The organism is Streptomyces sp. NPDC059248, from assembly GCF_042753905.1.
Lineage (GTDB): Bacteria > Actinomycetota > Actinomycetes > Streptomycetales > Streptomycetaceae > Streptomyces.
Window position 1 is genome coordinate 1 of sequence record NZ_JBHYZV010000050.1, and the last position, 26,514, is coordinate 26,514.

Sequence of the window (26,514 nt, forward strand, 5' to 3'; positions counted from 1 at the left end):
CCTTTTTTTTTGGGGCCCTCTTATTTTTTTTTAAACACCCCCGCCCCCCCCCGCCCCCCCCCGGGGGGCCCCCCCCCGCCCCCCCCCCGCCCCCGGGGGGGGGGTCGACGCGCGCCGGGTCCCACCCGCGACGACGCCGCCAGGAGGGGGTGCGGCCCGCCGGTTTCGCGCGGGCGCACCACCGATTCGGCCGTTGCGCCACGCACCGAGTGCCGCGCGCCGTACGGTGGTCACAGGCCGCGTACCCCCGCGGCGGGGAAGGAGCCTCCCAGTCATGGACAGTGGCGTTCCGCCGACAGGGCCGCGGCAGTACGCCGCGGACGGCCGGATTCCGCTGGCCGTGGTCGTGGTGGACGGCGGCGGCCGGGTCTCCCACTGGTCGACCGGGGCGCGGCGGCTGTTCGGGCCTTCGCGCGAGGACGCCGTCGGCAGGCCCGCGACCGATCTGCTCCCCGTCTCCGGAGCCCTGGGGCCGGGCGCGTACCCCGGAACCGGAGGCCCTGGTGCCCCGGACGATCCCCATGACCCCGGCGATCCCGGTGACCTCGAAGAGGCGGACGGCGTCGGACCCGGGCTGTACGCGTCCCTGACCGGCCGTACGTCGTACGTCTCCGCGGGCCGCGCCCGGCTCACCGACCCGGGCCGGGAACCGGTCGACGTCCTGTGGTGGGCCTACCCCATGGTCGGCCCCGGCCCCGAGCGCATGATCGTCCTGGCCGCCGACGCGGCCCAGTTCACCGAAGCCGCCGACGCCGTGGACCGCTCCGGCGGGAGTGACGGCTCCGGCGGCGGTGACGGCTCCGGCGACGACCGCATCACCCCCGGTTTCGCCCGGCACACCGACTTCCCCGGCGCCGACGAACTCGCCCGCCGCCTCCCCGAGATCCTCCCCAGCATGAGCGTCACCGAGGCGACCCGGATCGTCTCCCAGATCCTCGAACTGGGCTATCCGGTCCTGGAGTTCAGCCACCACGACCGGGTGCCCGTCACGCCCGACTGGGGGGTGTCCCGGCGCGCCGAACGCCGGGCGCGCCGACGGGTGGCGTCGGCCGCCGCCGCGGCGGGCCACACCCTCGACGCCGCCGCCGGGGTCGATCTCGCCGAGGACCTCGAGTACGCCGCCGTCCGCGAGCGGCTGGAATTCCTCAACGAGGTCAGCGGACGGATCGGCTCGTCCCTCGATCTGGCCCGGACCATCCACGAGGTCAGCGCCGCCGTCGTACCCCGGTTCACCGATGTCGCCGGCACCTATCTGCGGGAGCAGGTCGTCGCGGGCGAGGGCTTCCCGGACGGGCCGCCGGACGCCACCACCCTGTGGCACCGGGTCGCCGTGGAGCATGTGGACGAGCCGGGCCGCTGGGACGACGTGGTCCCCGTCGGCGAGTCCATGCCCTTTCCCGAACACACCCCGTTCTTCCAGTGCATGACCAGCGGCCATCCCGTCCTCGTCCCGCGGATCAGCGACCAGATGGGCACGGCCATCGCGTCGCAGTTCGAGAAACGGGACATCCGACCGCTGATCAGCGGCCGGTCGATGCTGGTGGTCCCGCTGAAGGCGCGCAATGTCGTCCTCGGCTTCATGATCCTGCTGCGCCACCCCGAACGGGTCGTCTTCAACGACATGGACCGGGTCACCGGCGCCGAACTCGCCGCCAGGGCCGGGCTCGTCCTCGACAACGCCCGGATGTACACGTATCAGGAGAACGTCGCCGAGACCCTCCAGGACTCGATGCTGCCGCAGGTCCCGGCGCGCCTCGCGGGCTGCGACATCGCCACCCGCTATCTGCCCGGCACCCTCCTCGGCCGGGTCGGCGGCGACTGGTTCGACTCGGTCAAGCTCCCCGGCTCCCGGGTCGCGCTCGTCGTCGGCGACGTGATGGGCCACGGACTGAACTCCGCCGCGATGATGGGCCAGCTGCGGACCGCCGTCCAGACGATGGCCGCCCTCGATCTGCCGCCCGAGCAGCTGCTGCGCCATCTCGACGACCTCGCCCAGCGCCTCGGCGAGAACTACCTCGCGACCTGCCTCTACGCCGTCTACGACCCCATCGGCCACGAACTCGTCATCGCCAACGCCGGGCATATACCGCCGGTCCTGGTCCGTGCCGCCGACGGCGGCAGCGAGCTGCTGGAGCTGCCCACCGGCGCGCCGATCGGCGTCGGCGGGGTGCCCTTCGAGTCCCGCCGGATCCGGGTGGCGCCCGGTGACCGGCTCGTCATGTGCACCGACGGACTGGTGGAGATGCGCGGCGAGGACATCGGCGTCGGCCTCGCCACCCTCTGCGAGTCCGCCGCCCACCCGGCCGCTTCCATGGACGACGCCTGCGACACCATCATCCGCGCCCTGAACACCCGCGGCGGCCGCAAGGACGACGTCGCCCTCCTGATGGCCCGGCTCAACGGCATCCCCACCGAGTCGGTGGCCGTCTGGGAGCTGGCGCTGGAGCCCCGCGAGGCCGCCAGGGCCCGCCGTCTGGTCCGTGGGCAGCTGCGGCACTGGGGGCTCGACGCCGTGGCCGACACCGTGGAACTGCTGGTCGGCGAGGTGGTCGCCAACGCCGTAGGGTTCGCGTCCGGGCGCCGCGCCGAGCTGCGGCTCGTCCGCGCGGCGTCGCTGCTGTGCGAACTCGCCGACGAGGACCACACCCTTCCGGCGCTGCGGGACGCCGGCCCCGACGACGAGGCCGGACGGGGGCTGCGGGTGATCAGCACCCTGGCCCGGGAGTGGGGCGCCAGCCGGACCGGGGACGGCAAGACCGTCTGGTTCGAGACCGGCCTCGGATAGTCCGGCGCGTCGCGATGCCCGGCGAAATCGTACGAAAGTATGGTCTTCGTACTTGCCGTGGCCACCGCGGCGCGATACACCGATCTTGGCGCCGGTGTCCCGGCGCCCGGCGGTGCGAGCCGGCGGAGGGGCCGACCGGTCTACCGGGGGATGGGGGAACTGTCCGATGAGCGTGACAAGCCGATACAAGGACGCGTGGGAAGGGTTCTGGCACGAGGTGCCGGGCACGGAGCCCGGGGAGGTGATCTGGGACGCCGACCCGACCCTGACCGCGGGTCAGCACCTCGCCCTGTACGAGCCGCATATCGACGCCCCCGGTCTCGCCCTCGTCGACCTGGGATGCGGCAACGGCACCCAGACCTTCTATCTCGCCGACCGCTTCCCCCGGGTCCTCGGGGTCGATCTGTCGCCGTCGGCGATCACCCTGGCGCGGGCCGCCGCCGGGTCGGCCGACCGGGGTGAAACCGCCGGGGCGACGGAGTTCCGCGTCCTCGACGCCACCGACAAGGACGCCGTCGCCGCCCTCCACGCCGAGACCGGCGACTGCAACGTCTATATGCGCGGTGTGCTCCACCAGTCGGACCCGAAGGACCGCCGGGCCCTCGTCGACGGCATCGCCGTCCTCGTCGGCGACCGCGGCCGGGCCTTCGTCGTCGAACTCGCCGAGGCCGCGGGCCGCCGCCTCGCCGGGCTCGCCCAGTCCCCGGACGGCCCGCCGCCCAAACTGCGGCCCGTCTTCCGCCACGGCATCGTGCCGGGAGCCGTCGCCGACTCCGACGTCGCCGACCTCTTCACGGCCGCCGGGCTGACCGTCCTCACGGGCGGCGAGACACCCCTGATCACCACGGAGTACGAACGCGACGGCTCCCGGATCGAACTGCCGTCCCTCTGGCTGGTCGTGGGCCGCGCCGTCTGACCTCGGCCACCCCCGCCTCTCCACCAGGGCCCGAGAGCCGTCGGGAACCGGCCGGGCGCGCCCGGCGGGACCGCTCCACAGGGGTTGACCCCGTGGGGTTAGATTGAGCCATGAAGATCCTCATCAGCGCCGATATGGAAGGCGCCACCGGAGTCACCTGGCCGGCGGACGTACTACCCGGCACGCCCCAGTGGGAGCGGTGCCGCTCGATGTTCACCTCGGACGTGAACGCCGCGGCGCTCGGATTCTTCGACGGCGGCGCGGACGAGGTCCTCGTCAACGAGGCCCACTGGACCCAGCGGAATCTGCTGCTGGAGCGGCTCGACGAGCGGGTCCAGATGCTCACGGGGCGCCACAAGGCACTCGCCATGGTCGAGGGCGTCCAGCACGGCGACGTCGACGGTATCGCCTTCGTGGGCTACCACACGGGCGCGGGCGCCGAGGGCGTCCTCGCCCATACATATCTCGCCAACTCCATCACCGGGGTCTGGCTCGACGGCGACCGGGCGAGTGAGGGCTGGCTGAACGCCCATGTGGTGGCCGAGTACGGCGTTCCCGTCGTCCTCGTCACCGGGGACGATCTGACCTGCGTGGACGCCAAGGGGTACGCGCCCGAGGCACGTACCGTGGCCGTCAAGGACTATGTCTCGCGGTACGCGGCCGTCTGCCGCACGCCCGCCAGGACCGCCGCCGACATCCGGGCCGCCGCCAAGGAGGCGGCGGCGCTCGCCGTCCGCCGCGACCCCGTCGCCGCCGGACCCTTCACCGTCGAGCTGGAGTTCGACGCCGAGCACCTCGCGGGCTCGGCGACCGTCGTCCCCGGGGTGGAGCCCGCGGGACGGCCCGGGGAGCGCCGGGTCGCGTACACCAGTCCGACCATGTACGAGGCCATCCGCACGTTCAAGGCGGTCACGACCGTCGTATCGGCCGCGACGGAGGAGCAGTATGGCTGAGGAGACCACCACCGTGATGTCGTCCCCGCCGGAAGGCGTCGACTCCACCGCCTACGACGAGGTCGTCGACTTCACCTCCGACCTCATCAGGATCGACACCACCAACCGGGGCGGCGGCGACTGCCGGGAACGGCCCGCCGCCGAGTACGCGGCCGAGCGGCTGGCCGCCGCCGGACTCGAACCCGTCCTCCTCGAACGCGTCCCCGGCCGGACCAATGTGGTCGCCAGGATCGCGGGCAGCGACCCGACGGCGGACGCCCTGCTGGTCCACGGCCATCTCGACGTCGTCCCCGCCGAGGCCGCCGACTGGAGCGTCCACCCCTTCTCCGGGGAGGTCCGCGACGGTGTCGTCTGGGGCCGGGGCGCCGTCGACATGAAGAACATGGACGCGATGATCCTGGCCGTCGTCCGGGCCTGGGCACGCGCCGGGGTCACCCCCCGCCGGGACATCGTGATCGCCTTCACCGCCGACGAGGAGGCCAGCGCCGTCGACGGCGCCGGATTCCTCGCCGACCACCACGCCCACCTCTTCGAGGGCTGTACGGAGGGCATCAGCGAGTCGGGCGCCTTCAGTTTCCACGCCGACGACGGCATGACGCTGTACCCGATCGGCGCGGGGGAGCGGGGCACCGCCTGGCTGAAACTCACCGCCCACGGCCGCGCCGGACACGGCTCCAAGGTCAACCGGTCCAACGCGGTCAGCAGGCTCGCCGCCGCCGTCGCCCGGATCGGCGAGCACACCTGGCCGGTCCGCCTCACCCCGACCGTCCGCGCGGCCCTCGCCGAACTCGCGCGGCTGCACGGCGTCGAGGCCGACCCGTACGCCGACGGCTTCGACCCCGACGAGCTGATCTCCCGGCTCGGCCGGGCCGCCGCCCTCGTCGAACCGACCGTCCGCAACAGCGCCAACCCGACCATGCTGGACGCCGGATACAAGATCAACGTCATTCCGGGGCACGCCACCGCCTACATCGACGGCCGGATGCTGCCCGGCGGCGAGGAGGAGTTCGAGGCCACCCTCGACCGGCTCACCGGACCCGATGTGGAATGGGAGTTCCAGCACCGGGAGGTGCCGCTGACGGCACCGGTCGACTCACCGACCTTCGCCAAGCTCCGCGCCGCCGTCGAACGCTTCGACCCGGACGGGCACACCGTCCCTTACTGCATGGCCGGCGGCACCGACGCCAAGCAGTTCTCCCGGCTCGGGATCACCGGCTACGGATTCTCGCCGCTGAAGCTCCCGCCGGGCTTCGACTACGCGGCCCTCTTCCACGGTGTCGACGAGCGTGTCCCGGTCGACGCCCTCCACTTCGGCGTCGACGTCCTCGACCACTACCTCCGGTCCGCATGAGGAAAGGCCCCGCCATGTCCACCGCGCCGTCCACGACCAGCGTCACGACCGCCCCCTACGGCACCTGGCCGTCGCCCGTCGGGGCCGACCTCGCCGCCGCCCACGACGGACGGCCCGAATACCTCGACGCCGTCGGCGACGAGATCTGGTGGACCGCGCCCCGGCCCGCCGAAGCCGGCCGCCGGACCCTCGTCCGCCGCGACACGGCGGGAGACGGCGGCGAGGAGACCGTACTCCCGGCGCCGTGGAACGTCCGCAGCCGCGTCATCGAGTACGGGGGCCGCCCCTGGGCCGGGGCGGTGGACGCCGAAGGCCGTACCGTCGTCGTCTTCGTCCACTACCCCGACCAGCGGCTCTACCGCTACGACCCCGACAACCCCGGCACCGGGCCGACGCCCCTGACCCCCCTCTCGGACATCGGCGACGGCCTGCGCTGGGCCGACCCCGTGGTCCTGCCCGAGCGGGCGGAGGTCTGGTGCGTCCTGGAGGAATCCACCGGACCGGAACCCACCGACGTCCGCCGCACCGTCGCCGCCGTCCCCCTCGACGGCTCGGCCGCCGACGACCGTACGGCCGTACGGGAACTCACCGGCGACGGCCACGGCTTCACCACGGGCCCCCGGCTCTCGCCCGACGGCCGCCGGATGGCGTGGCTCGTCTGGGACCACCCCCGCATGCCGTGGGAAGGCACCGAACTCCTCGTCGGCGACATCACCGACGACGGCCGGATCACCGGCGTCCGGACCCTCGCCGGCGGCCCCGAGGAATCCGTCTGCCAGGCCGAATGGGCCCCCGACGGCGCCCTGCTGTATCTCTCCGACGCGGCCGGCTGGTGGGAGCCGTACCGCATCGCACCCGGGAGCGACGGCCCCGCGACGGCCCTGTGCACGGGCCGCGAAGAGGAGTTCGGCAGCGCCCTGTGGAAGGTCGGCATGCGCTGGCTCGCCCCGCTCGACGACGGCCTGATCGCCGTCGTCCACGGCCGGGGCACCACCGGACTCGGCATCCTCGACCCCGCCACCGGAGACCTGGCCGACACCCCGGGACCCTGGACCGAATGGGCCCCCGACCTGGTCGCCCGCGGCGAGCGGATCACCGGCATCGCCGCCGGACCCGACCGCGGCTACGAGATCGTCGAACTCGACACCCGTACCGGACACACCCGCGTCGTCGGCGCCGCGCACCGGGACCCGGTCGACCCCGCGTACTACCCGGTCCCCGAACCCCGGACCTTCACAGGACCCGACGGACGCGAGATCCACGCCGTGGTCCACCCGCCGCGCAACCCCGGCCACCGGGGCCCCGACGGGGAACGCCCGCCGTACGTCGTCCAGGCCCACGGCGGCCCCACCGGGCGCTACTACCTCGTCCTCGACCTGGCGGTCGCCTACCTCACCTCCCGGGGCATCGGCGTCGTCCAGGTCAACTACGGCGGCTCCACCGGCTACGGCCGCGCCTACCGCGAACGGCTCCGCCGGTCCTGGGGCGAGGTCGACGTCGCCGACTGCGCGGCCGTCGCCCACGCCCTGGCCGCCGAAGGGACCGCGGACGGCGACCGGATCGCCGTCAGCGGCGGCAGCGCCGGCGGCTGGACCGCCACCGCGTCCCTGGGCAGGCCCGACGCCTTCCCCTACGCCTGCGCCACCATCTCCTTCCCCGTCCTCGACCCGGTGAGCTGGCGCACCGGCGGCACCCACGACTTCGAGTCGCACTATCTGGAGTCGCTGATCGGTCCCTACGCCACCGAACCCGAGCGCTACCGCGAACAGTCGCCCCTGCGCCGCGCCGACCGGATCGCCGCGCCCTTCCTGCTCCTCCAGGGGCTCGACGACACGATCTGTCCGCCCGCGCAGGCCGAGCGCCTCCTCGCCGCGGTCGAGGGGCGCGGCGTCCCCCACGCGTATCTGACCTTCCCCGGCGAGAGCCATGGATTCCGGCGCGCGGACACCCTGGTCCGCGCCCTGGAGGCGGAGCTGTCCCTGTACGCCCGGACCTTCGGCTTCGAACGGCCCGACGTCCCCCCGCTGGAGCTCACCCCATGACCCTGCCGACCCCCCACGCCCAGCCGCGCCCCCTGGCCAGGGCCCGGCGACTGCGGCCCGGCGACCGGGTCGCGATCGTCGCCCCCAGCGGCCCGGTCCCCGACGACGTCCTCGACGAGGGCCTCGGTGTGCTGCGCTCCTGGGACCTGCTGCCCGTGGTGATGCCGCACGTCCGCGGCAGCCACCGGGAGTTCGGCTACCTCTCCGCCACCGACGAGCAGCGGGCCGCCGACCTCACCCGGGCCTGGTGCGATCCGTCGTACGCTGCGGTGCTCTGCGCCCGCGGCGGCTACGGCGCCCAGCGCATGGCCGACCTCGTCGACTGGGCCGCGATCCGGGCCGCGGGCCCCAAGGTCTTCGTCGGCTACAGCGACATCAGCGCCCTGCACGAGGCCATCGCCGTACGGGCCGGCTTCGCCACGCTCCACGGGCCGATGCCGGGCGCGATGACGTTCCTCAAGGACGAGGCGACCCGGGAATCCCTGCGGGCGACCCTCTTCGAACCGGAATCCCATCTCACCCTGGGCCTGCCGACCGCCCGGGCGCTGCTGCCCGGCCGGGCCCGCGGGGTCACCCTCGGCGGCTGCGCCAGCGTCATCGCGGCCGACCTCGGCACCCGCCACGCCCGTCCGGGCACCGGCGGCGGGCTGCTGCTGCTGGAGGACGTCGGCGAGGAGGCGTACCGCCTCGACCGCATCCTCACCCAGCTGCGGCGTACCGGCTGGCTGGACGGGGTCGCGGGCATCGCCCTCGGCTCCTGGTCGGAATGCGGCCCCTACGACCAGCTCCGCGAACTGCTCCGCGACCGGCTGGGGGACCTGGGCGTGCCGGTGGTCGAGGAGCTGGGCTTCGGTCACGGCCCGACGAACCTCACGATCCCCCTGGGCGTCCCGGCCACGCTCCACGCCGACGCCGAAGCCGCCACCCTCACCCTGGACACCCCGGCCCTCCTCTAACGGGTGACCCCGGCCCCCGGCCCCGGCCCCCAGCGCCTCGGCTCCCGGCACCCGGGACCGGACGCGCCCGGCGTCCACAGGTGCCCTTCGGCCCGCGGCCCGTCTCTGGCTTGTCGCGCAGTTCCTCGCGCCCCTGGAAACCTCCCCCGTGGGGGGCTTCGGGACAGGGGGCAGGTAGGGGTGGCGGTGGTCGGGTGGATGTGGGGTGGCCCCCGCAGCCGTCGGCGGTACGGAAGCGGTCAGCGTTGCCAAGGAGCCGCGCACCGCCGACGGCGAGGAGGTCACCCCGGAGCCGACCGGCCCCACCCGCGCCGGACAAGCACCCGCGCAAACCCCCGGAGCAACGGCCACCCCCACCACAGCCCCGCCGGCGACTGAGGCGCAGGAGCAACCCGCGCCCCGCGGGAAAGGGGGCCCCGGGAAGCCCGGGGGATCCTCAGGCGGAGGCGACCCGGAGGGACGCGTAGCCGGGGCGGATGATCTCGTCGATCAGGCGGCGTCGCTCCGGCAGCGGCAGGAACGCGGCCTCCGCCGCCGCCACCGTGAATTCCTCGAAGACGTCGGCGCCGTATCCGAACGCGGCCACCATGTGCGCGAACTCGTCGCTCATCGTGGTGCCGGACACCAGCCGGTTGTCCGTGTTGAGGGTGACCCGGAACCCGGCCCGCCGCAGCAGGTCGATCGGGTGCGTGGCGTAGTCCTTCGCGGCGCCGGTCTGGAGGTTGGACGTCGGGCAGACCTCCAGCGCGATCCGGTTGTCGCGGACGTACGCGGCCAGCGGGCCGAGCACCGCGGTGCCGTCGGCGTGGACGGTGATGTCGTCCGTGATCCGGACCCCGTGTCCGATCCGTTCGGCGCCGCAGATCTGGACCGCCTCGTGGACGGACTCCGCGCCCACGGCCTCGCCCGCGTGGATCGTGTAGTGGCAGTTGTGCTGCCGCAGATGGCGGAAGGCCGGCAGGTGCCGGGCGGGCGGGTTGCCGATCTCGCCGCCCGCGATGTCGAAGCCCGCGACTCCGCGGTCCCGGTGCGCGACCGTCAGCTCCGCGATCTCCAGCGACCGCTCGGTGTGGCGCATGCCCGTCAGCAGGGCCCGCACCGCTATTCGGCCGCCGGTGAGGCGCTCGCCCGCGCGGAAGCCCGCGTTCACGGCCTCGACGACCTCGTCGAGGGTGAGCCCGGTCTCCTGGTGCTGCTCGGGGGCGTACCGGATCTCCGCGTAGACGACGCCGTCGGCCGCCAGGTCCTCGACGCACTCGGCGGCGACCCGCTCCAGCGCCGCGCGGGTCTGCATCACCGCACAGGTGTGGGCGAAGGTCTCCAGATAGCGCTCAAGGGAGCCGGAGTCGGCGGCGTCGCGGAACCAGACCGCGAGCTCGGCCGGGTCCTCGGTCGGCAGCTCGCGATAGCCGCACTCACGGGCCAGCTCGATGATCGTGGCGGGGCGCAGACCGCCGTCGAGATGATCGTGGAGGACCACCTTGGGTGCGCGGAGGATGTCAGACAAGTGCATGCGGTGGGAGTGTACGCCACCCCGGCCCCGCCACCCCGGCCCCGGTGGGCTCGGGGTCACCCGGTGGACGTCCTTCGGCTAGTTGGTCTGGAGCACCGGCAGCGCGGGGGAGCCCGTCGGCAGCATGTGCTTGGCCGCAAGGACCGGGGTGTCCCCGGCCCGGACGACCTGGGTCACCAGGACCGCCGGGGTCTCCGCCGGGCGGTCCAGCTCCTCGCCCCTGCGCTGCCCGAGCAGTGTCGCCGTCACCCCGCTGTGCGCGGTCAGGGGCGTGTCGCGGGACGCGGCCACGAGGACCGCGAGCATCGACCCCTCGGGCGCCGACGGCTCGCGCAGGGCCCGCGCGAAGGCGGGGTGCGCGGTTTCCAGTACGCCGTCGGGGGCGGCCCACTCCTGGCTCAGCGCCGTCGATACCCCGTCCGCGACCAGCACCGATTCCCAGAATCTCAGCTCGGTCCCGGCCGGGGCGTGCAGATGCTGGGTGGAGAAGTCGGTGGGCTCCTCCTCGGTTCTCGCGACCGGCCGTACCCGCAGTACCGTGCCGGGGTCGAGGAGTCCCTCCAGTGGCTGGAGGTGTTCGTAGCCCCGCCGGGGCGGGGCGTCGTTCACGGTGCGGCCCACCCCGCGCCGTACCGTCAGCAGCCCGTCCTCCTGCAACAGCAGCAGCGCCTCCCGCAGCGCGGGGCGGCTCACCCCCAGCTCCGCCGCGAGCCGGGGTTCGGAGGGGAGCGTGGACCCCGGTGGCCACACGCCCCGGTTGATCGCCTCCGCGATCCGCTCGTACAGGACGACGACGGGACGGCGTTGCCGTCGGCTGCTCGTCACGCTGTTTCTCCTCGGTCGGGAACGGTGAAGCCGCCAGCTTGTCAGACAGCGATGGTACGAAGGCGGAGGCGTCCGGCCCGGGCGTGTCACCCGGACGGCCCTCGCCGCCGCGTCCCCCGGGCGGTCCGCCGTCATCCTGGTGCCATGAACCCCAAGGACACGTCACGCGCGCGGGGCCGGGGCCGGGCCGGGGCCGGGCGGGGCCGGGTCGGCGACTGGTTCACCCCCGCGCGGACCACCGTCGTCGTCCTGGTCGTGCTCGCGATCATCTTCATGGCCGAGAACACCGAGCAGGTCCGGATCCGGCTGATCATCCCGCTCGTCACGATGCCCCTGTATCTGGCGCTGCTGCTGATGTTTGTGATCGGAGCTCTGTGCGGGGCGCTCTTCTTCCGCCGACGGCCACCCCGGTGACCTGCACCGATTGCTCCGCTTCCATCCCTGATTCCGGTTGACCGGCGCCGGGCGCTGGACGGACGCTGACCTGATGCCCCCTCTCGCCACCGGCCCCCGGGTCGTGCTCCTTCCGTTCGCCCCGTCGGACGCCGACGAGTTCACCGCGGCGGCCCGCGCGTCCACCGGCCATCACCATCCGTGGCTCTTCCCGCCGCGGACGCGCGACGAGTACGCGCGCTACACGAGCCGGTTCGGCGACGGATCCGGGCGGGCCGGATTCCTGGTCCGCGAGACCGCCGCAGGTGCCGCGGGCGCTGGCGACGCGGGTCGTATCGCCGGATTCATCACGATCAACAACATCGTCGGGGGCGCGTTCCGCAGCGGCGCCCTGGGATACGGAGCCTTCGCCCACGCCGTCGGCCGGGGGCTGATGCGCGAGGCGCTCGGCCTCGTCCTCTCGTACGCCTTCGGCCCCGCGATGGACCTCCACCGGCTGGAGGCCAATATCCAGCCCGGCAACACCGCGTCCATCGCCCTGGTACGCGGGGCGGGCTTCCGGCTGGAGGGCTACTCGCCCGACTTCCTCTTCGTCGACGGCGCGTGGCGCGACCACGAGCGGTGGGCGATCACGACGGAGATGGTGGAGACGCGGACCGACGCGGCCTGAGTACGCGCACTCAGGCGCGGCGACGAACATGCGTCGAGGATGAGAAGCGTCGCCGTCGAAGGCGAACGGTCGAATGGTCGATGGTCGAACGAAGGGTCTCCTCATGCTCAGTCGGCTCGCGGGTGCCCTGGTACCCGCCGTCGGGCGCCTGTCCGTGACCGCGGATCCGGACGCCGTCGTCGCCCCCGGGAGCCTGGTCGTGGCGAACCACACATCGCTCGCCGACCCCGCCGTCGTGCTCGCGGCGCTGCGGAGCCGGGGGATCGAACCCGTGGTCATGGCCACCGCGGGACTGTGGCGCGTCCCGTTCCTCGGTGCCGCCCTCACCCGGGGCGGCCATATCCGGGTCCACCGGCACGACCGGCGCGCGGCGCGGGCCCTCGACGACGCGGCGGCGGTGCTGGAGCGCGGGCGGGTGGTCCTCGTGTACGCCGAGGGCGGCATCGCCGACCGGCCGGACGCGGAGGAGCGGCCACCGGGCCCGTTCCGCTCGGGCCCGGCACGGCTCGCGGCGCGCACCGGGGCGCCGGTGGTCCCGCTGGGCCAGGCGGGCGCCCGCAGGGTCACCTCCGGCGCGGTCCCGAAGCAACTCGCGGGCCTGGTGACGGCCCCGGTACGCCGCCCCCGGCTGCATGTCCACATCGGCGCGCCGCTCAGCCTGTCGGCGGACACACGAACGGCGACGGCGGAGGCACACGAGGGCGTCACGAGGGCATGGCGTACGGCTTCCCAAGCGCTGACGCTCGGCTGAGCCCGGGGCCCCTCCGGGGCGGGGCCGGCGCCTCGGCTACTCGTGGCCCGACGGGAAGCGGCGCCCGGGACGGGGGAAATCGTCTTGAGGGGGCGCGGGGCCGGGGATGAGGATGGGCGCATGCGCGACATCGTGGTCATCGACGCCCCCTCCAACCTCGGCCTCCGCCCGCCCTCCCCCGGCACCGTCCCCGGCTGCTACAAGCTCGCCGGCGCGCTCCGGGACCGCGGCATCGTGCGGCGGCTCGGCGCGCTCGACGGCGGGGTCGTCGTACCGCCCCGCTACGACCTGGCCGGCTGGCGCCCCGGCGACGGTGTGTTCAACGCCGCGGCCGTCGCCGCCTACACCCCCCGCCTCGCCGACCGCGTGGAGCGCCGGATCCGCGCCGGGCAGTTTCCCCTCGTCCTCGGCGGGGACTGTTCGATCCAGCTGGGCGCGTCCCTCGCCCTGCGCCGGATCGGCCGGTACGGCCTCGTCGCCGTCGACGCCTCCGCCGACTTCCGGCATCTCGGCAACTCGCCCGCCGGGAGCATCGGCGCCGCCGGCGGCGAGGAGGTCGCGATCTCCACCGGACGCGGCCAGGACGATCTCGCCGATCTGGAGGGCCGCAAGCCCTATCTGCGCGACGAGGACGTCCGGTTCATCGGGATCCGCGACGGCGACGAGGACCTCGCCGAGTTCGCGGAGCTGGGGATTCCGTCGCTGACCGTCGGCGAACTGCGCCGACTCGGCGCGGCCGACGCCGCGTCCGCCGTGGCGGCGAGCCTGGGGACCGGGGCCGGGGCCGGGGCCGTCGACGGCTTCTGGCTCCATCTCGACGCCGATGTGCTGGACCCGGCCGTGATGCCCGCGGTCGACAGTACCGACCCGGACGGACTGCTCCCGGACGAGCTGTCCGAGGTCGTGAAGAGCCTGCTGGCCTCGCCCCGCTGTGTGGGCATGAATGTGACGATCTACGACCCCGACCGCGACCCCGACGGCAGCGCCGGGGATCTGCTCACGGATCTCGTCGTCGACGCGTTCACCGCGTTCCACGGCCGCGCCGGGACCTGACCGCGACCCGACCGCGACCTGACCGTACAAGAGCCCGAAAGGGGGGCTCTTTGCCGAAGCCCGATCCGCCGGGGCCCTGTTCGGCGCGGGCCCGACCCTGTTCCATGGACGTACGCGGACGTCCGGCGCCCCGGGCGTCCGCGTCCGCGTACGACCCCGAACGAAACGAGGTTGCCTTGGCCACGACCGTGCGGCGCACCGTACTGACCCTGCCCGCGGCCCCCGTGGGTCCCGCGAATCCGCTGCCCGCGCTCCGGCCGCTCGACGAGACCCACACGATCGACGAACGCACCCGGCGGGAACTGCCGCGCGAGATGGCCCGGCAGATCGGGTACGAGCCGCTGCGCACCCTGCTGCCCGTCCGGATCCAGGACGGCTACGGACGGGACCGCGCCCCCGCCGACCTCGACGCGATCGTCATCGAGAACGACCGGCTGCGGGCGACCGTGCTGCCCGGTCTCGGCGGCCGGGTCCACTCACTCCACCACAAGCCGACCGGCCGGGAGCTGGTGTACCGCAACCCGGTGCTCCAGCCCGCCGACTTCGCCCTCAACGGCGCCTGGTTCTCCGGCGGTATCGAGTGGAACATCGGCGCCACCGGCCATACGACCCTCACCTGCGCCCCGCTGCACGCCGCCGTCGTCCCCGCGCCCGACGGCGGGGAGATGCTGCGGCTCTGGGAGTGGGAGCGGCTGCGGGATCTGCCGTTCCAGATCGATCTGTGGCTGCCAGCCGGCTCCGACTTCCTCCGCGTCGGCGTCCGGATCCGCAATCCGCACGAGCGGGCCGTCCCGGTGTACTGGTGGTCCAACATCGCCGTCGAGGAGCATCCCAGGAGCCGGGTCGTCGCCCCCGCCGACGAGTCCTGGTACTACGGCTACGAGCGCGCCCTGCGCCGTATCCCCGTCCCCGAGTACCGGGACGAGGACCGTACGTACCCGCTGCGCGGCGAGCACCCCGCCGACTACTTCTACGAGGTGCCGACCGCGGCCCGGAAGTGGATCACATCCGTCGACGAGCACGGGCGGGGCCTCGTCCAGACGTCCACGGACACCCTGCGCGGCCGGAAGCTGTTCGTCTGGGGCGCGGGCCGGGGCGGGCGGCGCTGGCAGCGCTGGCTGACCGAGCCCGGGACCGCCGGCTATGCCGAGATCCAGGCCGGTCTCGCCCGTACCCAGCTCGAACACGTACGCCTGGAGGCGGGTGCGGAGTTCAGCTGGCTGGAGGCGTACGGACCACTCACCGCCGACGCCGGGACCGTACACGGCGCGAACTGGGCCGCCGCGGTGGCGGAGGTCGAGCGGCGACTGGAGCGGGCCCTGCCCAGGGCCGCCGTCGACGAGGCGTACGAGCAGTGGCTGACCGCCGCCGACACCGAACCCGTCCACCATCTCGCCACCGGGTCCGGCTGGGGCGCCCTGGAGGTGCTGCGGACCGGGATGAAGCTGCCCGGGACGCCCTTCGACGAGTCGACCCTCGGCGAGGAACAGGCGCCCTGGCGCGAACTCCTCACCACCGGCGCCCTGCCCCAGCCCCGCCGGGTCGTCCCGCCCGGACCCTCCCTCACCGCCCCGGCCTGGCGGGACATGCTGGAGACCGCGCCCGCCGATCCGCTGACGGAGTATCACCTGGGGGTCGCGCAGTGGCACGCCGACGACCGGGCCCAGGCGGTACGGAGCTGGGAGCGCGGCCTCGGACTCGCCCCGTCGCGCTGGCCGCTGCTGCGCTGTCTCGCCGTCGCCGACCAGGAGGGCGGCCACCCCCGGCGGGCCGCCGACCGCTGGCTGGAGGCCTTCGACGACCTGTGCCAGGAGCGGCGCGACGACGGCGAGAGCTGGACGGCCGCGACCGCCGCACTCGGCCGGGAGGCGATCGAGTCGCTGCTCGCCGACGACCGGGTCGGGGACGCCAGGACGGTCTGGGCCCGGCTGACGCCCGCGATCCGCCGGCGCGGCCGGTTCCGGCTGATCCACGCCCGGCTGCTGATCGCCGAGGGGCATCCGGACGAGGCGCGCGCCGTCTTCGACGAGGGTTTCGAGGTGGCGGATCTGCGGGAGGGCTCGGAGATCCTCAACGAGGTGTGGGCGCGGCTGAGCGACGAACCGGTGCCGGACGCGTACGAGTACCGGATGCGGCCGGGCGGCTGACGCGGCCCCCCCTGGAACCGCCCCCCTGCCCCCCCGTGGAGCCGAGCCGTCCTGCGGTACGACTCCGCGGGGGACCGTCGGCACGGAACCCGTCCGTCGGCCGGGCGGCGTCAGTCCGTCGTCTTGCGGTCCGCGTACTCGAAGATCGAACCGTCGGGGTGGACGGCGATCAGATTGCGGCCCACGGGGGTCGCCAGCGGGCCCGCGAGGACCTGGGCCCCGACCTCGGAAAGGGTGGCGTACGTCCGGTCCACGTCGTCCACCGCGATCGTGGCCGTCACCTTCCGCAGCACTTCCAGCTCCCGCTCGGGACCGCTCATCAGCAGAAAGCAGCCGACGGCCGCCGCCGACACCCCGCCGCGGTCGAACCGCTGCGGGGTGGCGCCGGTCAGCCGGGCGTAGAAGGCGGTGGCGGTGTCGAGGTCGTCGACGCAGATACGGAGGGTCGTTCCCAGAATTTCCATACGGGGGAGGGTAGTTCGCGGCCGGGCGCGGCGGAAACGGTACGCCCCGGCCGCCGATGGCCGGGGGCCTCAGGGGCGCGGAAGGGCCCGCCCCGGCGCCGTAGCGGTCAGACCCGGCACAGCAGTTCGCCGTGGAGAACGGTGAACCAGGCGTCGTCGGCCGCGCCCCAGGCCCGCCAGCCGTCCGCGATCGCGGCGAGCCGCTCCGGGGTCGTATGCCCGCCGTCGACGGCGATCCGGGCGTACTCGGACGCGACGGTACGGTCCGCCCACAGACCGCTCCACCAGGCGCGGTCCTCCGGTTCCGCGAAGCACCAGGCGCTCGCGGAGGCCCGGATGTCGGTGAAGCCCGCCGCCTTGGCCCATGACAGCAGTCTGCGGCCCGCGTCGGGCTCGCCGCCGTTGGCGCGGGCGACCCGGCGGTACAGCTCCTGCCAGTCGTCGAGCACCGGGACCTCGGGATACCAGGTGAAGGCGGCGTAGTCGCTGTCGCGGACGGCGACGAGCCCGCCCGGCCGGCACACCCGGCGCATCTCGCGCAGCGCGCCCACCGGATCGCCGAGGTGCTGGAGCACCTGGTGGGCGTGGACGACGTCGAAGGAGCCGTCCGGGTAGGCCAGGTCGTTCACATCGGCGACCGCGAACTCGGTGTTGGACAGGCCGCGTCCGGCGGCGTGCTCCCGGGCCCGCTCCACGATCCCGGGGGCCAGGTCGACCCCGGTGACCCGGCCGCCGGGGACCAGCTCGGCCAGATCCGCGGTGATGGTGCCGGGGCCGCAGCCGATGTCGAGGACCCGCAGTCCCGGCGTCAGCTCGCCGATGAGGTACGCGGCGGAGTTGGCGGCCGTACGCCAGGCGTGCGAACGCAGGACGGACTCGTGATGGCCATGGGTGTAGACGGCTGTTTCACGCACGTGAGCCTCCGGGACGGGAGCCGTTGATGCTCCCACCCTAGGGCGCGCGTATCGAATGACGGGATACCCGTCTCGCCATCTGGACTTGATGATCTGTCAGGTCAGGGTCCCCGGCCGGTAGACGGTGAGGATCTGCGGGACCTTGTCGACCAGCAACTCCCCGGGGGCCTCGGTGATCTCGCCGTCGTACGCCAGCGGGGTGCCGGGCGCGAGACCCGCGATCCGGACCCGGTGGCGCTGCTGCGCCGCGTGGACCGGGGAGCGGCTCAGCGGGCCCGCGAGCGCGGCGGCGACCAGCCGCAGACCCGGGTTGGCGCCGCCGTGCACGATCCGTACGTCCAGCAGCCCGTCCGCCAGGTTCTGCCGGTTGCCGGGGGCGGGTCCCGAGCGCTGGTAGAGGCCGTTGCCCGCGAACAGCAGCCACAGCGGGCGGCGGCGGCCCTCGACCTCCGCCTCCAGCGGACGGCCGTGCCGCAGCACCTTCCCGGCGGCCAGTACCTGCGCGGCCCAGCCGCCGAGCCGGGGCGACCAGCGCTCCCGGAACGTCACCAGCTCCGGATAGACGCCCAGGCTGAAGGTGTTGAGGAAGTACCCCCACGGCGCCCGGCCGCCCTCCGGGGCCATGGGGCCCGGGGTGAAACGGCCCAGATCCACCTTGACCGCGTCCCCGGCCGCCAGCGCCCGGCAGGTGTCGTCGACCGACTCGATACCGAGGTCGAGCGCGAAGTGGTTGAGCGTGCCGCCGGGGAACACGGCCAGCGGCAGGCTGTGCGCCACCGCGACGGTCGCCGCCGCGTTGATCGTGCCGTCCCCGCCGTAGACACCGAGGACACGGGCCCGGCCCGCCGCGCTCTCCAGCTCCTTCACCACATCGCCCGGCTCGCACTCCACCACCTCGGCCTTCGGCAGCGCCGCGCCCACCAGGCCCACCAGTGCCGACGAACCCGAGCGGCGATTGGCCACCACGACCAGACCCTCGCCGTCGGGCAGGGCGGGCGGCTCCACCGGCCGGGCCACCGGCGGTACGAGCTGCGACCGTGCCGGAACGATTCCCCGTACCGCGAGTGCCGCGCCGAAACCGAGCGCGGCGCCCGCGACGACATCACCCGGGTAGTGGACGCCCGTATAGATCCGGGAGAACGCGACCGAGAACGCGACGGGCGCGACAACGGCGCCCCAGCCCTTCGACTCCATCGCCACACCCGTCGCGAACGCGGCGGCCGACGCGGCGTGCCCCGACGGGAACGACGAGGTGAACGGCTGGCGCCGCAGCCTGCGGACCGGGGGGACGGCGTCCAGTATCGGCCGGGTGCGGCGGATGCTCCGCTTCCCCACGGTATTGATGACGGCGGAGGCCACGGCGAGCGACGCCACACCCCGCGCGGCGGCCCGCCGCGCCCGTGCGTCCCGCCCCGCGAGCGCGATACCCGCGGCCGTCGCGAACCACAGCGCCCCGTGGTCGGCGGCCCTGCTGAGCCTGGGCAGCACGGGCTCGGCGGCGGGCCAGGCCCGGTCCGCCACGGCGTGGAACACCCGCCGGTCCAGTCGTCCGGCCCACGATCTCCGCGTCTCGTCGTCCATTCTGCCCGGTTACCCCGGGTTCCCGGCTTTCACTCCTGGCCGCCTTCCGGCGGCCGGGCCTGCCCGGGCCCGGAGCGCGCCTCCGGCGCCGCGCTCGATGTCCCGGCGGGCTGAAAAACATCGACGGAAGTGCCTGCCGGGCAGGGGCCGATGAATCACAGCAGGTCGAAGCGGGTTAAAGCGGGCATTAAGTGTTTCGTTTCGGTAAGGATGGCTGGCCGAAATTGACAGTTAGGCAAGCCTCACCATATTCATAGGGAGTTCTCACTCAGTTCCCGCGCAGCCGGACCCGCCGCGCCCAGCGGGCCAGCACTGGAGGCCGCCATGTCGCGCCGATCCGTCCGCCGGGGTACCGCCCTCGCGCTCTCCGCACTCCTTCTGCCCGTCCTCGCCGCCTGCGGCGGCTCCGACGAGAAGAAGGAGACGGGCGACAAGGGCGCCAAGGCCGACCAGAAGGGCTCGGACTCCCTGGTCATCTACTCGGGCCGGAACGAGAAGCTGATCTCCCCGCTCATCGAGAAGCTGGAGAAGGCCACCGGCACCGACGTCCAGGTCCGCTACGGCGACAGCGCCGAGCTGGGCGCGCAGCTCCTCGAAGAGGGCAAGCGCGCCAAGGCCGGTCTCTTCTTCTCCCAGGACGCGGGTGTCCTCGGCGCCCTCTCCGACGCGGGCATGCTGGCCCAGCTGCCGCAGAAGTCCCTGGACAAGGTCGACGCGGCCTTCCGCGGCGGCGACCGGGACTGGGTCGGTGTCTCCGGCCGCTCGCGCGTCATCGCCTACAACCCCGACAAGCTCGGGAACGAGAAGGTCCCGGACAGCGTCCACGAGCTGACCGCGCCGAAGTGGAAGGGCAAGATCGGCTACGCGCCGACCAACGCCTCCTTCCAGGCGTTCGTCACGGGTATGCGGGTCCTGGAGGGCGAGGACGCCACCCTGAAGTGGCTCAAGGGCCTGAAGGCCAACGGAAAGACCTACGCCAAGAACGGCGCGGTGCTGGACGCGGTGGACTCCGGCGAGGTCTCCCTCGGCCTGATCAACCACTACTACTGGTACGAGAAGGTCGCGGAGCTGGGTGAGGGCAAGGTCAAGGCCAAGATCCACTTCCTGCCGGGCGGCGACCCGGGCGCGCTGATCAACGCCGCCGGCGTCGGCATCCTCAAGGACGGCGGCCAGGGCGAGGCGGCCCAGAAGGCCGTCGACTACCTGCTCTCCGCCGAGGCGCAGACCTACTTCGCCCAGGAGACCAAGGAGTACCCCCTGGCCTCCGGCGTCACCAACACGGTCAAGGGTCTCCCGGCCCTCGACTCGCTGGACGCGCCCAAGATCGACCTGGGCAAGCTGGAGTCCCTCCAGGAGACCCTGACGCTGCTCCAGAAGGCCGGGATGGTCTGACGCCTCCCCGTCGTCCGCCGATGAGCACACATCGCCCAGCTGTGCGTACCCCTCGTCCTGCTGCTCCCCGCGACGGCGGCGGCGCTGCTCGCGCTGCTGCCCCTCGGCTATCTCGGCGTCCGGGCCATGGAGCACGGCTGGGGCTACGCCTGGGACATCGCCACCGAGCCCCGTACCCTCGAACTCCTCGCCAACAGCGCCGTACTGACCGCGATCGTGGTCGCAGGCTCCCTGGTCCTCGGCGTCTCCCTGGCCTGGCTGACCGTCCGCACCAGCCTCCCCGGGCGACGCGCCTGGGCGGTCCTCGCCACCCTCCCGCTGGCCGTGCCCAGCTATGTCGCCGCCTTCACCTGGATCTCGGCCGCGCCGTCGCTGGCGGGACTGCCCGGAGCGGCGATCACCCTCACCTTTGCCTGCTTCCCCTATGTCTTCCTGCCGGTGGCCGCCGTACTCCGGGGCATCGACCCGGCCCAGGAGGAGGCCGCCCGCTCCCTCGGCAGCGGCGCCCTGCGCACCTTCGCCCGGGTGACCCTCCCCCAGCTGCGGCCCGCGGCGGCGGGCGGGGCGATCCTGGTCGCGCTCTATGTGCTCTCCGACTTCGGCTCGGTCTCCATCGTCCGGTACGACACCTTCACCCGGGCCATCCACATCTCGTACCAGGCGAGCTTCGACCGCACCCCGGCGGCGGTCCTGGGCTGCGTCCTCGTCGTCATGACCGTGCTGCTGGTGCTCGCGGAGAACCGCACCCGGGGCCGCGCCGGGCACGCCAGGACCGGACAGGGCAGCGCCCGCCCACCCGTCCGGCTGCGGCTGGGCCGGTGGACCGCCCCGGCCCTCGCGTGGTGCGCCGCGGTGGCGGGCGCCGCCGTCGCGTTCCCGCTGGCGACCCTCGGCTACTGGCTCACCGTCGGCAGCTCCGGCTGGGATCCGGACCGGCTGTGGGACGCGACCGTCGCCACCGTCACCGTGGCCGCCGCGGGAGCGGCCGTCACCACCCTGCTGGCCCTGCCGGTCGGTGTGCTCTCCGCCCGCCACCGGGGCCGGCTGGGACGGCTGCTGGAACAGTCCGTCTACGCCGGCCACGCGGTACCCGGCATCACCGTCGGACTCGCGCTGGTCTTCTTCTCGGTGCGCTACGCCTACCCGCTCTACCAGGAGCTGCCCCTGCTGATCGCGGCGTACGTGGTGCTCTTCCTGCCCGTCGCCGTGGGCGCCGCCCGGGCGGCGGTGCTCCAGTCCCCGCCGATCCTGGAGGAGGTGGCCCGCACACTGGGCCGCTCCCCGCTGCGCGTACTGCGCGAGATCACCGTGCCGCTGGCCGCGCCCGGGATCGGGGCGGGGGCGGCACTCACCTTTGTGGTGATCATGAAGGAGCTGCCCGCGACGCTGCTGCTCCGCCCCACCGGTACGGAGACCCTGGCCACCCGGCTGTGGACCGAGACCGGGGCGGGAGCCTTCGCGGGCGCGGCCCCCTACGCGGCGGTCATCGTCCTGCTTGCCGCCATCCCCTCCTATCTGCTCGGAAGGCGCTCATGACCGGACTGCGCGTGACCTCGGTGACGACTTCGTACGGGCGCGGCGGAAAGGTCCTGGACGCGCTGGACCTGACCGTCGCGGAGGGCGAACTGGCCGCCGTACTCGGGCCGTCGGGCTGCGGCAAGACGACGCTGCTGCGGGTGATCGCGGGCTTCCTCCACCCCGAAGCGGGGGAGATAGCCGTCGGCGGGCGCACGGTGAGCGGGCCCGGCGTCCGGCTCCCGCCGGAGCGGCGGGGCATCGGCATCGTCGCCCAGGAAGGTGCCCTCTTCCCCCATCTGAGCGTGCTCCGCAATGTCGCCTTCGGGCTGCGCGGACTGCCCCGCGGCGAGCGCCGGGGGCGCGCGGCCGACCTGCTGGAACTGGTGGGCCTCGGCGGCTACGGCGACCGGATGCCGCATGAACTCTCCGGCGGTCAGCAACAGCGGGTGGCACTCGCCAGGGCACTGGCACCCCGTCCGGCGCTCGTCCTGCTCGACGAGCCGTTCAGCGCCCTGGACAGCTCCTTGCGGGCCGGGCTGCGCGCCGATGTCCGTGCCGCGCTGCGGACCGCGGGCGCCACCGCCCTGCTGGTCACCCACGACCAGGAGGAGGCGCTGTCCACCGCGGACCGGGTCGCGGTCATCCGGGCCGGCCGGGTGGCGCAGTGCGGCACTCCGCGGGAACTGTACGAGCGGCCCGCCGATCCCTGGATCGCCTCCTTCGTCGGGGAGGCGGTCCTGCTCCCGGCCACCGCGGATGCGGGCGAGTCCCACGCCGTGACGGCCCTCGGCCGGGTACGGCTCACCGGCACGGCGGCTACGACCGCCGGGACCGTGGTGCTGAGGCCCGAGCAGCTGCGGCTCACCGCCCCCGCGGACGACGCGGGCGCCGACGCCGCGGGCCGGGTGACGGAGGTGCGCTACCACGGCCACGACGCGCTCGTCCTGATCGAACTCGCGGGCCTGGCCGAGCCCGTCACCGTCCGCACCCTCGGACCGCTCACCGTCCGCCCCGGCGACACCACGGGACTCACGGTCACCGGCACGGCCACCTTCCACCCCGACCGGGACGCCACGGGCTGAACCTCCGCGGGCCCGGCGCGCCGGACGCCCCGGCCGGGAGGCGGCCGGCGGGCCCGCTTCGTATAAAGGAGGTCCGAGGAGCTTCGTACAAAGGAGGTCCGAGGAGAAGGAAGGGGCGCATGGGCATGAGCACGGACATGAACATGGACATGGGCCGCCCGTCCCCGGAGGGCCCCGGCACCGTACGCCACACCCCCCGCGCCCCCGAGAGCGGCCTCCCGGTGCTCCCCGAGGTGCGCGCCGCCGCCGTCGCCGCGGCGGACCGGCCGGTCGCGGGGCCGCTCGGGGGCTCCGCCGTGCTGCGGGAGGCCGCCGCGGGGCACTGGACCCGCCGCGGTCTCCGCACCCGCGCCGCCGATGTCGTCGCCGCCCCCGGCGCCCCCGCCCTCCTCTGCGCCCTGATCGCCGCGCACGACGGCGATGTGCTGATGCCCAGGCCGAGCCCCGCCTGGTGGACCCCGCAGGCCCGGATGCTGCGCCGGGGCGCCTACCACGTACCGACCCCGGCGGAGAGCGGCGGCGTCCCCGACCCGTACGCCCTGCTGGAAACCGTACGGCGGGTCCGCGCGGAGGGCGGCGCGCCCCGGCTGCTCCTGCTGTCCGTCGCCGACGATCCCACGGCGACCGTCGCGCCGCCCGAACTGGTCCTGGAGGCGTGCGAGGCCGCCGTCGCGGAGGGCCTGCACATCGTCAGCGACGAGACCTGGCGCGACACACTGCACAGACCGCATGAGACGGTGCCGGTCAGCCCGGCCGAGATGTACCCGGACCAGGTGACGGTCGTGACGGACCTCGCGGGCGCCCTGCTGCCTTCGGCGTGGCCCGCCGCGGTCGCCAGGTTCCCGGCGGCACAGGAAGCGCACCGCGCCCGGGCGCTCGATGTGCTGACGGCGCTCGGCGCGGTGGTCGCCGAACCCGTCGCCGCGGCGGCCGCGGTCGCGCTGGACGAGCCCGCGCCGGTGGTCGCCCGCGCGGAGGGCGCCGCAGCGCTCTACGGCAGGCTCGCCGAAGCGGCCCATCTCGCGGTGGTCGCGGCGGGTGCCCTGGCCCGGCCGCCGCAGGCCGGGCGGCATGTGTACGTGGATCTCGGCCCGCTGCGCGCCGGGCTCACGGCGCGCGGCGTGAACGACTCGATGGAGCTGGAGGAGTATCTGACCGGCCGCCTGGGCGCTCCCGCCCCCGGTGGCCACCGGTTCGGCGACGAACTGGGCGCCCTGCGGGTCCGGCTGCCGCTCGCACCGCTCGCCGGGTCCGACCCGGCGGAGCGGCTGGAGTCGCTCGCCTCACCCGCCCCCCTCGAACTGCCGCATGTCGCCGAGGCGCTGTCGCGGCTGGCGGAGGTCTTCGACGAACTGCGGTGAACCGCGCGCCGGTTCGGGCCGTGCCGCGCGCCGGTTCGGATCGAGTCGGGCCGGGCCGCGCCGGGTCAGGCCGCGCCGGGTCAGGCCGTACCGGGTCAGGCCGTGCCGCCCGCCGAGTCCGGCCGGCCGTGGCGGAGCCGGCGCCACAGCACCGGCGCGCCGCTGATCACGACCGTCAGGCCCACGGCCAGGGCCACACCTTGCCACGCCTTGTCGAAGAGCGAGCCGCCGAGGATGCCGATGAGCTGGTACGTCGCCGCCCACGCCAGGCAGGCCGGAACGTTCCCGCGGATGAAGGAGCGCATCGGCATCCTGGCCAGGAGGCAGGCCAGCATCACCGGGATCCGGCCCGCGGGTACCAGCCGGGAGAGGACGAGGACCGTGACGCCGTGCTCCGCCAGCTTGTCCTGGGCCTGGGCGAGACGTTCCGGCGCGGCCCGCGACCGGATCTCCGCCAGCCAGCGCGAACCGTTGCGGGAGCGCACCCCCCGCAGGCCCAGCCAGTAGAGCGTGACATCGCCGATGAAGGCGGCGAGCGACGCGACGAGGAAGACGTAGAGCAGGGACAGCGGATCGGTCTGGTGGAAGGCGACCACGGCGGCCGAGCTGACGATCGCCCCGGTCGGGACCACCGGCACCAGCGCGCCCAGCGTCACCAGGAGGAAGAGGGACGGGTAGCCGACGGCCTGCTGGGTGGATTCGGACGGCAGGGCTCTCATGGCGTCGGAGACCGGTCCGAAGAGGTCCGTCAGGAGGGCACTCACCGGGAGGCCTCCGGACGGCCGGGTCTGAAGTGTTCCCCGTGGCCGAGGCGGTGTACGGAGACCCCGGGCGCCAGCCGGGCCGCGTGCCGGACGAACTCGTCGCCCGGCGAGTGGAACTCGTGCGGGCGGACGTGATCGAGGCCGATGGGCCAGTACGTGCCGTAGTGGACGGGGACGGCGGCCCCCGGCCGGAGCGCGGCCAGCGCCTGCGCGGCCCGGCCCGCGTCGAGATGGCCGTGGCCCAGGAACGGGCCCCAGCCGCCGACCGGCAGCAGCGCCACATCGACCGGGCCCACCTCGTCGGCCATGCTCTCGAAGAGACCGGTGTCGCCCGCGAAGTAGGTCCGGGCCTCGCCCTCGACGACGAAGCCGAGCGCGGGGGAGCGGCGGGGTCCTACGGGGATCCTGCGGCCGTCGTGGAGGGCGGGTACGGCGCGTACCGTCAGCGCGCCGACGGTCGTCTCGTCACCGGGCGCGACCTCCGTGACCGGCAGGCCGAGGCGGGCGAGCGCGGGGACCGCCCGGATCGCGCCGAGCGGGACCACCAGCCGGGTCCCGGGCGCCAGCCGGGCCAGGGACGGCAGATGGAGATGGTCGGAGTGGAGGTGCGAGACGAGTACGGCGTCGGCGACGGCCGCCTCGGGCGGCGGTACCGCCCCGCGCCGGCGGCGCAGATGCGCGAGACGCCGGACGAAAAGGGGGTCGGTGAGGACCCTTGTGCCGGAGTCCTCGACGGTACACGTGGCATGTCCCCACCAGGTGACCTCCACCGTCACACGCCCCCTCCCGACGACCGCCGACTCCGCCGCCGACTTCTGACGACTCCCGCCGACTCCTGACGACCCACCGCCCGCCGTGCGCCGTTCGCCGGGCGGGCCCGCCCGGTCCGGTGCGCGGGGCCTGTCACGCCCACACTACTGCGATCACTCAAGGGGGCCGCCCCCGTCCCGGTGGGAGCGGGGCCCGGCCGATGGTGACGGGAGTTGTCCACAGGCGGAACGGGGCCGGGCCGGGACTGTGCCAGTCTGGAGGCCCGGCGCGGGGCCGGGTCCGCGGTCGTCGGGCCGCGGGGGCTGTCCGCGC

General features: G+C 74.1%; 22 protein-coding genes. 15 read left to right on the top strand and 7 right to left on the bottom strand.

Annotated elements, in window-relative coordinates; translation table 11 throughout:
• The first annotated feature begins 274 nt into the window (after positions 1-274).
• The 6 genes from ACFXG1_RS21450 to ACFXG1_RS21475 all read left to right on the top strand — a co-directional run bounded on the left by ACFXG1_RS21450 (position 275) and on the right by ACFXG1_RS21475 (position 9,003).
• Positions 275-2,785 carry a SpoIIE family protein phosphatase gene (locus ACFXG1_RS21450; protein WP_384720768.1) on the top strand — a complete coding sequence of 837 codons (2,511 nt, stop codon included), beginning with the start codon at positions 275-277 and terminating at the stop codon, positions 2,783-2,785.
• A 166-nt stretch (positions 2,786-2,951) separates the two neighbouring features.
• A complete protein-coding gene (locus ACFXG1_RS21455; RefSeq protein WP_384744113.1) occupies positions 2,952-3,701 on the top strand; it encodes a class I SAM-dependent methyltransferase in 750 nt (249 codons plus the stop codon).
• 110 nt (positions 3,702-3,811) lie between these two features.
• Positions 3,812-4,654, top strand: coding sequence for a M55 family metallopeptidase (locus ACFXG1_RS21460; RefSeq protein WP_384744115.1), 843 nt, complete (start codon positions 3,812-3,814; stop codon positions 4,652-4,654).
• Positions 4,647-6,005 (top strand): M20/M25/M40 family metallo-hydrolase, encoded by a 1,359-nt coding sequence (locus tag ACFXG1_RS21465; protein ID WP_384744117.1) that lies wholly within the window; start codon positions 4,647-4,649, stop codon positions 6,003-6,005. Before ACFXG1_RS21460 ends, ACFXG1_RS21465 begins: the two co-directional genes overlap by 8 nt.
• Positions 6,006-6,019: 14 nt before the next feature.
• Positions 6,020-8,047 carry a prolyl oligopeptidase family serine peptidase gene (locus ACFXG1_RS21470; RefSeq protein ID WP_384719344.1) on the top strand — a complete coding sequence of 676 codons (2,028 nt, stop codon included), beginning with the start codon at positions 6,020-6,022 and terminating at the stop codon, positions 8,045-8,047.
• The gene (locus tag ACFXG1_RS21475; RefSeq protein ID WP_384719346.1) at positions 8,044-9,003 is read left to right on the top strand and encodes an LD-carboxypeptidase; all 960 of its coding nucleotides are present in this window, start codon (positions 8,044-8,046) and stop codon (positions 9,001-9,003) included. Before ACFXG1_RS21470 ends, ACFXG1_RS21475 begins: the two co-directional genes overlap by 4 nt.
• Before the next feature lie 436 nt (positions 9,004-9,439).
• On the opposite strand, the gene ACFXG1_RS21480 is transcribed toward ACFXG1_RS21475, so the two are convergent.
• Together ACFXG1_RS21480 and ACFXG1_RS21485 are read right to left on the bottom strand one after the other, a co-directional pair.
• Positions 9,440-10,516, bottom strand: coding sequence for an adenosine deaminase (locus tag ACFXG1_RS21480; RefSeq protein ID WP_384723452.1), 1,077 nt, complete (start codon positions 10,514-10,516; stop codon positions 9,440-9,442).
• Positions 10,517-10,594: 78 nt separating this feature from the next.
• Positions 10,595-11,341 (bottom strand): GntR family transcriptional regulator, encoded by a 747-nt coding sequence (locus tag ACFXG1_RS21485; protein ID WP_384744120.1) that lies wholly within the window; start codon positions 11,339-11,341, stop codon positions 10,595-10,597.
• Between the two features lie 144 nt (positions 11,342-11,485).
• Here ACFXG1_RS21485 and ACFXG1_RS21490 point away from each other — a divergent pair, with 144 nt between their 5' ends.
• The 5 genes from ACFXG1_RS21490 to ACFXG1_RS21510 all read left to right on the top strand — a co-directional run bounded on the left by ACFXG1_RS21490 (position 11,486) and on the right by ACFXG1_RS21510 (position 16,355).
• Complete coding sequence (locus ACFXG1_RS21490) at positions 11,486-11,755, top strand: LapA family protein (RefSeq protein ID WP_384709763.1); 270 nt, start codon at positions 11,486-11,488, stop codon at positions 11,753-11,755.
• A 73-nt stretch (positions 11,756-11,828) separates the two neighbouring features.
• Positions 11,829-12,404: a GNAT family N-acetyltransferase gene (locus ACFXG1_RS21495; protein WP_384744122.1), complete on the top strand. Its 576-nt coding sequence runs from the start codon at positions 11,829-11,831 to the stop codon at positions 12,402-12,404.
• Positions 12,405-12,507: 103 nt separating this feature from the next.
• Positions 12,508-13,155 (top strand): lysophospholipid acyltransferase family protein, encoded by a 648-nt coding sequence (locus ACFXG1_RS21500; protein ID WP_384744124.1) that lies wholly within the window; start codon positions 12,508-12,510, stop codon positions 13,153-13,155.
• A 120-nt stretch (positions 13,156-13,275) separates the two neighbouring features.
• Positions 13,276-14,208: an arginase family protein gene (locus tag ACFXG1_RS21505; RefSeq protein ID WP_384744126.1), complete on the top strand. Its 933-nt coding sequence runs from the start codon at positions 13,276-13,278 to the stop codon at positions 14,206-14,208.
• A gap of 176 nt (positions 14,209-14,384) precedes the next feature.
• The gene (locus ACFXG1_RS21510) at positions 14,385-16,355 is read left to right on the top strand and encodes a DUF5107 domain-containing protein (RefSeq protein ID WP_384722658.1); all 1,971 of its coding nucleotides are present in this window, start codon (positions 14,385-14,387) and stop codon (positions 16,353-16,355) included.
• Between the two features lie 110 nt (positions 16,356-16,465).
• On the opposite strand, the gene ACFXG1_RS21515 is transcribed toward ACFXG1_RS21510, so the two are convergent.
• The 3 genes from ACFXG1_RS21515 to ACFXG1_RS21525 form a co-directional block, all read right to left on the bottom strand.
• Entirely contained in the window at positions 16,466-16,819 is a 354-nt protein-coding gene (locus tag ACFXG1_RS21515; protein ID WP_384744128.1) for a VOC family protein, read from the bottom strand.
• Positions 16,820-16,926: 107 nt separating this feature from the next.
• Entirely contained in the window at positions 16,927-17,733 is an 807-nt protein-coding gene (locus ACFXG1_RS21520; protein WP_384722539.1) for a methyltransferase domain-containing protein, read from the bottom strand.
• A 96-nt stretch (positions 17,734-17,829) separates the two neighbouring features.
• Positions 17,830-19,314: a bifunctional phosphatase PAP2/diacylglycerol kinase family protein gene (locus ACFXG1_RS21525; RefSeq protein ID WP_384722536.1), complete on the bottom strand. Its 1,485-nt coding sequence runs from the start codon at positions 19,312-19,314 to the stop codon at positions 17,830-17,832.
• Between the two features lie 324 nt (positions 19,315-19,638).
• Here ACFXG1_RS21525 and ACFXG1_RS21530 point away from each other — a divergent pair, with 324 nt between their 5' ends.
• The 4 genes from ACFXG1_RS21530 to ACFXG1_RS21545 all read left to right on the top strand — a co-directional run bounded on the left by ACFXG1_RS21530 (position 19,639) and on the right by ACFXG1_RS21545 (position 24,667).
• The gene (locus ACFXG1_RS21530) at positions 19,639-20,706 is read left to right on the top strand and encodes an iron ABC transporter substrate-binding protein (protein WP_384744131.1); all 1,068 of its coding nucleotides are present in this window, start codon (positions 19,639-19,641) and stop codon (positions 20,704-20,706) included.
• Positions 20,707-20,832: 126 nt separating this feature from the next.
• Entirely contained in the window at positions 20,833-22,242 is a 1,410-nt protein-coding gene (locus ACFXG1_RS21535; protein WP_384721240.1) for an ABC transporter permease, read from the top strand.
• Positions 22,239-23,306 carry an ABC transporter ATP-binding protein gene (locus ACFXG1_RS21540; RefSeq protein ID WP_384744133.1) on the top strand — a complete coding sequence of 356 codons (1,068 nt, stop codon included), beginning with the start codon at positions 22,239-22,241 and terminating at the stop codon, positions 23,304-23,306. Before ACFXG1_RS21535 ends, ACFXG1_RS21540 begins: the two co-directional genes overlap by 4 nt.
• Positions 23,307-23,455: 149 nt before the next feature.
• Positions 23,456-24,667 carry an aminotransferase class I/II-fold pyridoxal phosphate-dependent enzyme gene (locus tag ACFXG1_RS21545; protein WP_384744164.1) on the top strand — a complete coding sequence of 404 codons (1,212 nt, stop codon included), beginning with the start codon at positions 23,456-23,458 and terminating at the stop codon, positions 24,665-24,667.
• 95 nt (positions 24,668-24,762) lie between these two features.
• Here ACFXG1_RS21545 and ACFXG1_RS21550 read toward each other — a convergent pair whose 3' ends face one another.
• Together ACFXG1_RS21550 and ACFXG1_RS21555 are read right to left on the bottom strand one after the other, a co-directional pair.
• Positions 24,763-25,386, bottom strand: coding sequence for a DedA family protein (locus ACFXG1_RS21550; protein WP_384724043.1), 624 nt, complete (start codon positions 25,384-25,386; stop codon positions 24,763-24,765).
• Between the two features lie 41 nt (positions 25,387-25,427).
• The gene (locus tag ACFXG1_RS21555; protein WP_384744135.1) at positions 25,428-26,207 is read right to left on the bottom strand and encodes an MBL fold metallo-hydrolase; all 780 of its coding nucleotides are present in this window, start codon (positions 26,205-26,207) and stop codon (positions 25,428-25,430) included.
• Positions 26,208-26,514: the final 307 nt, after the last annotated feature.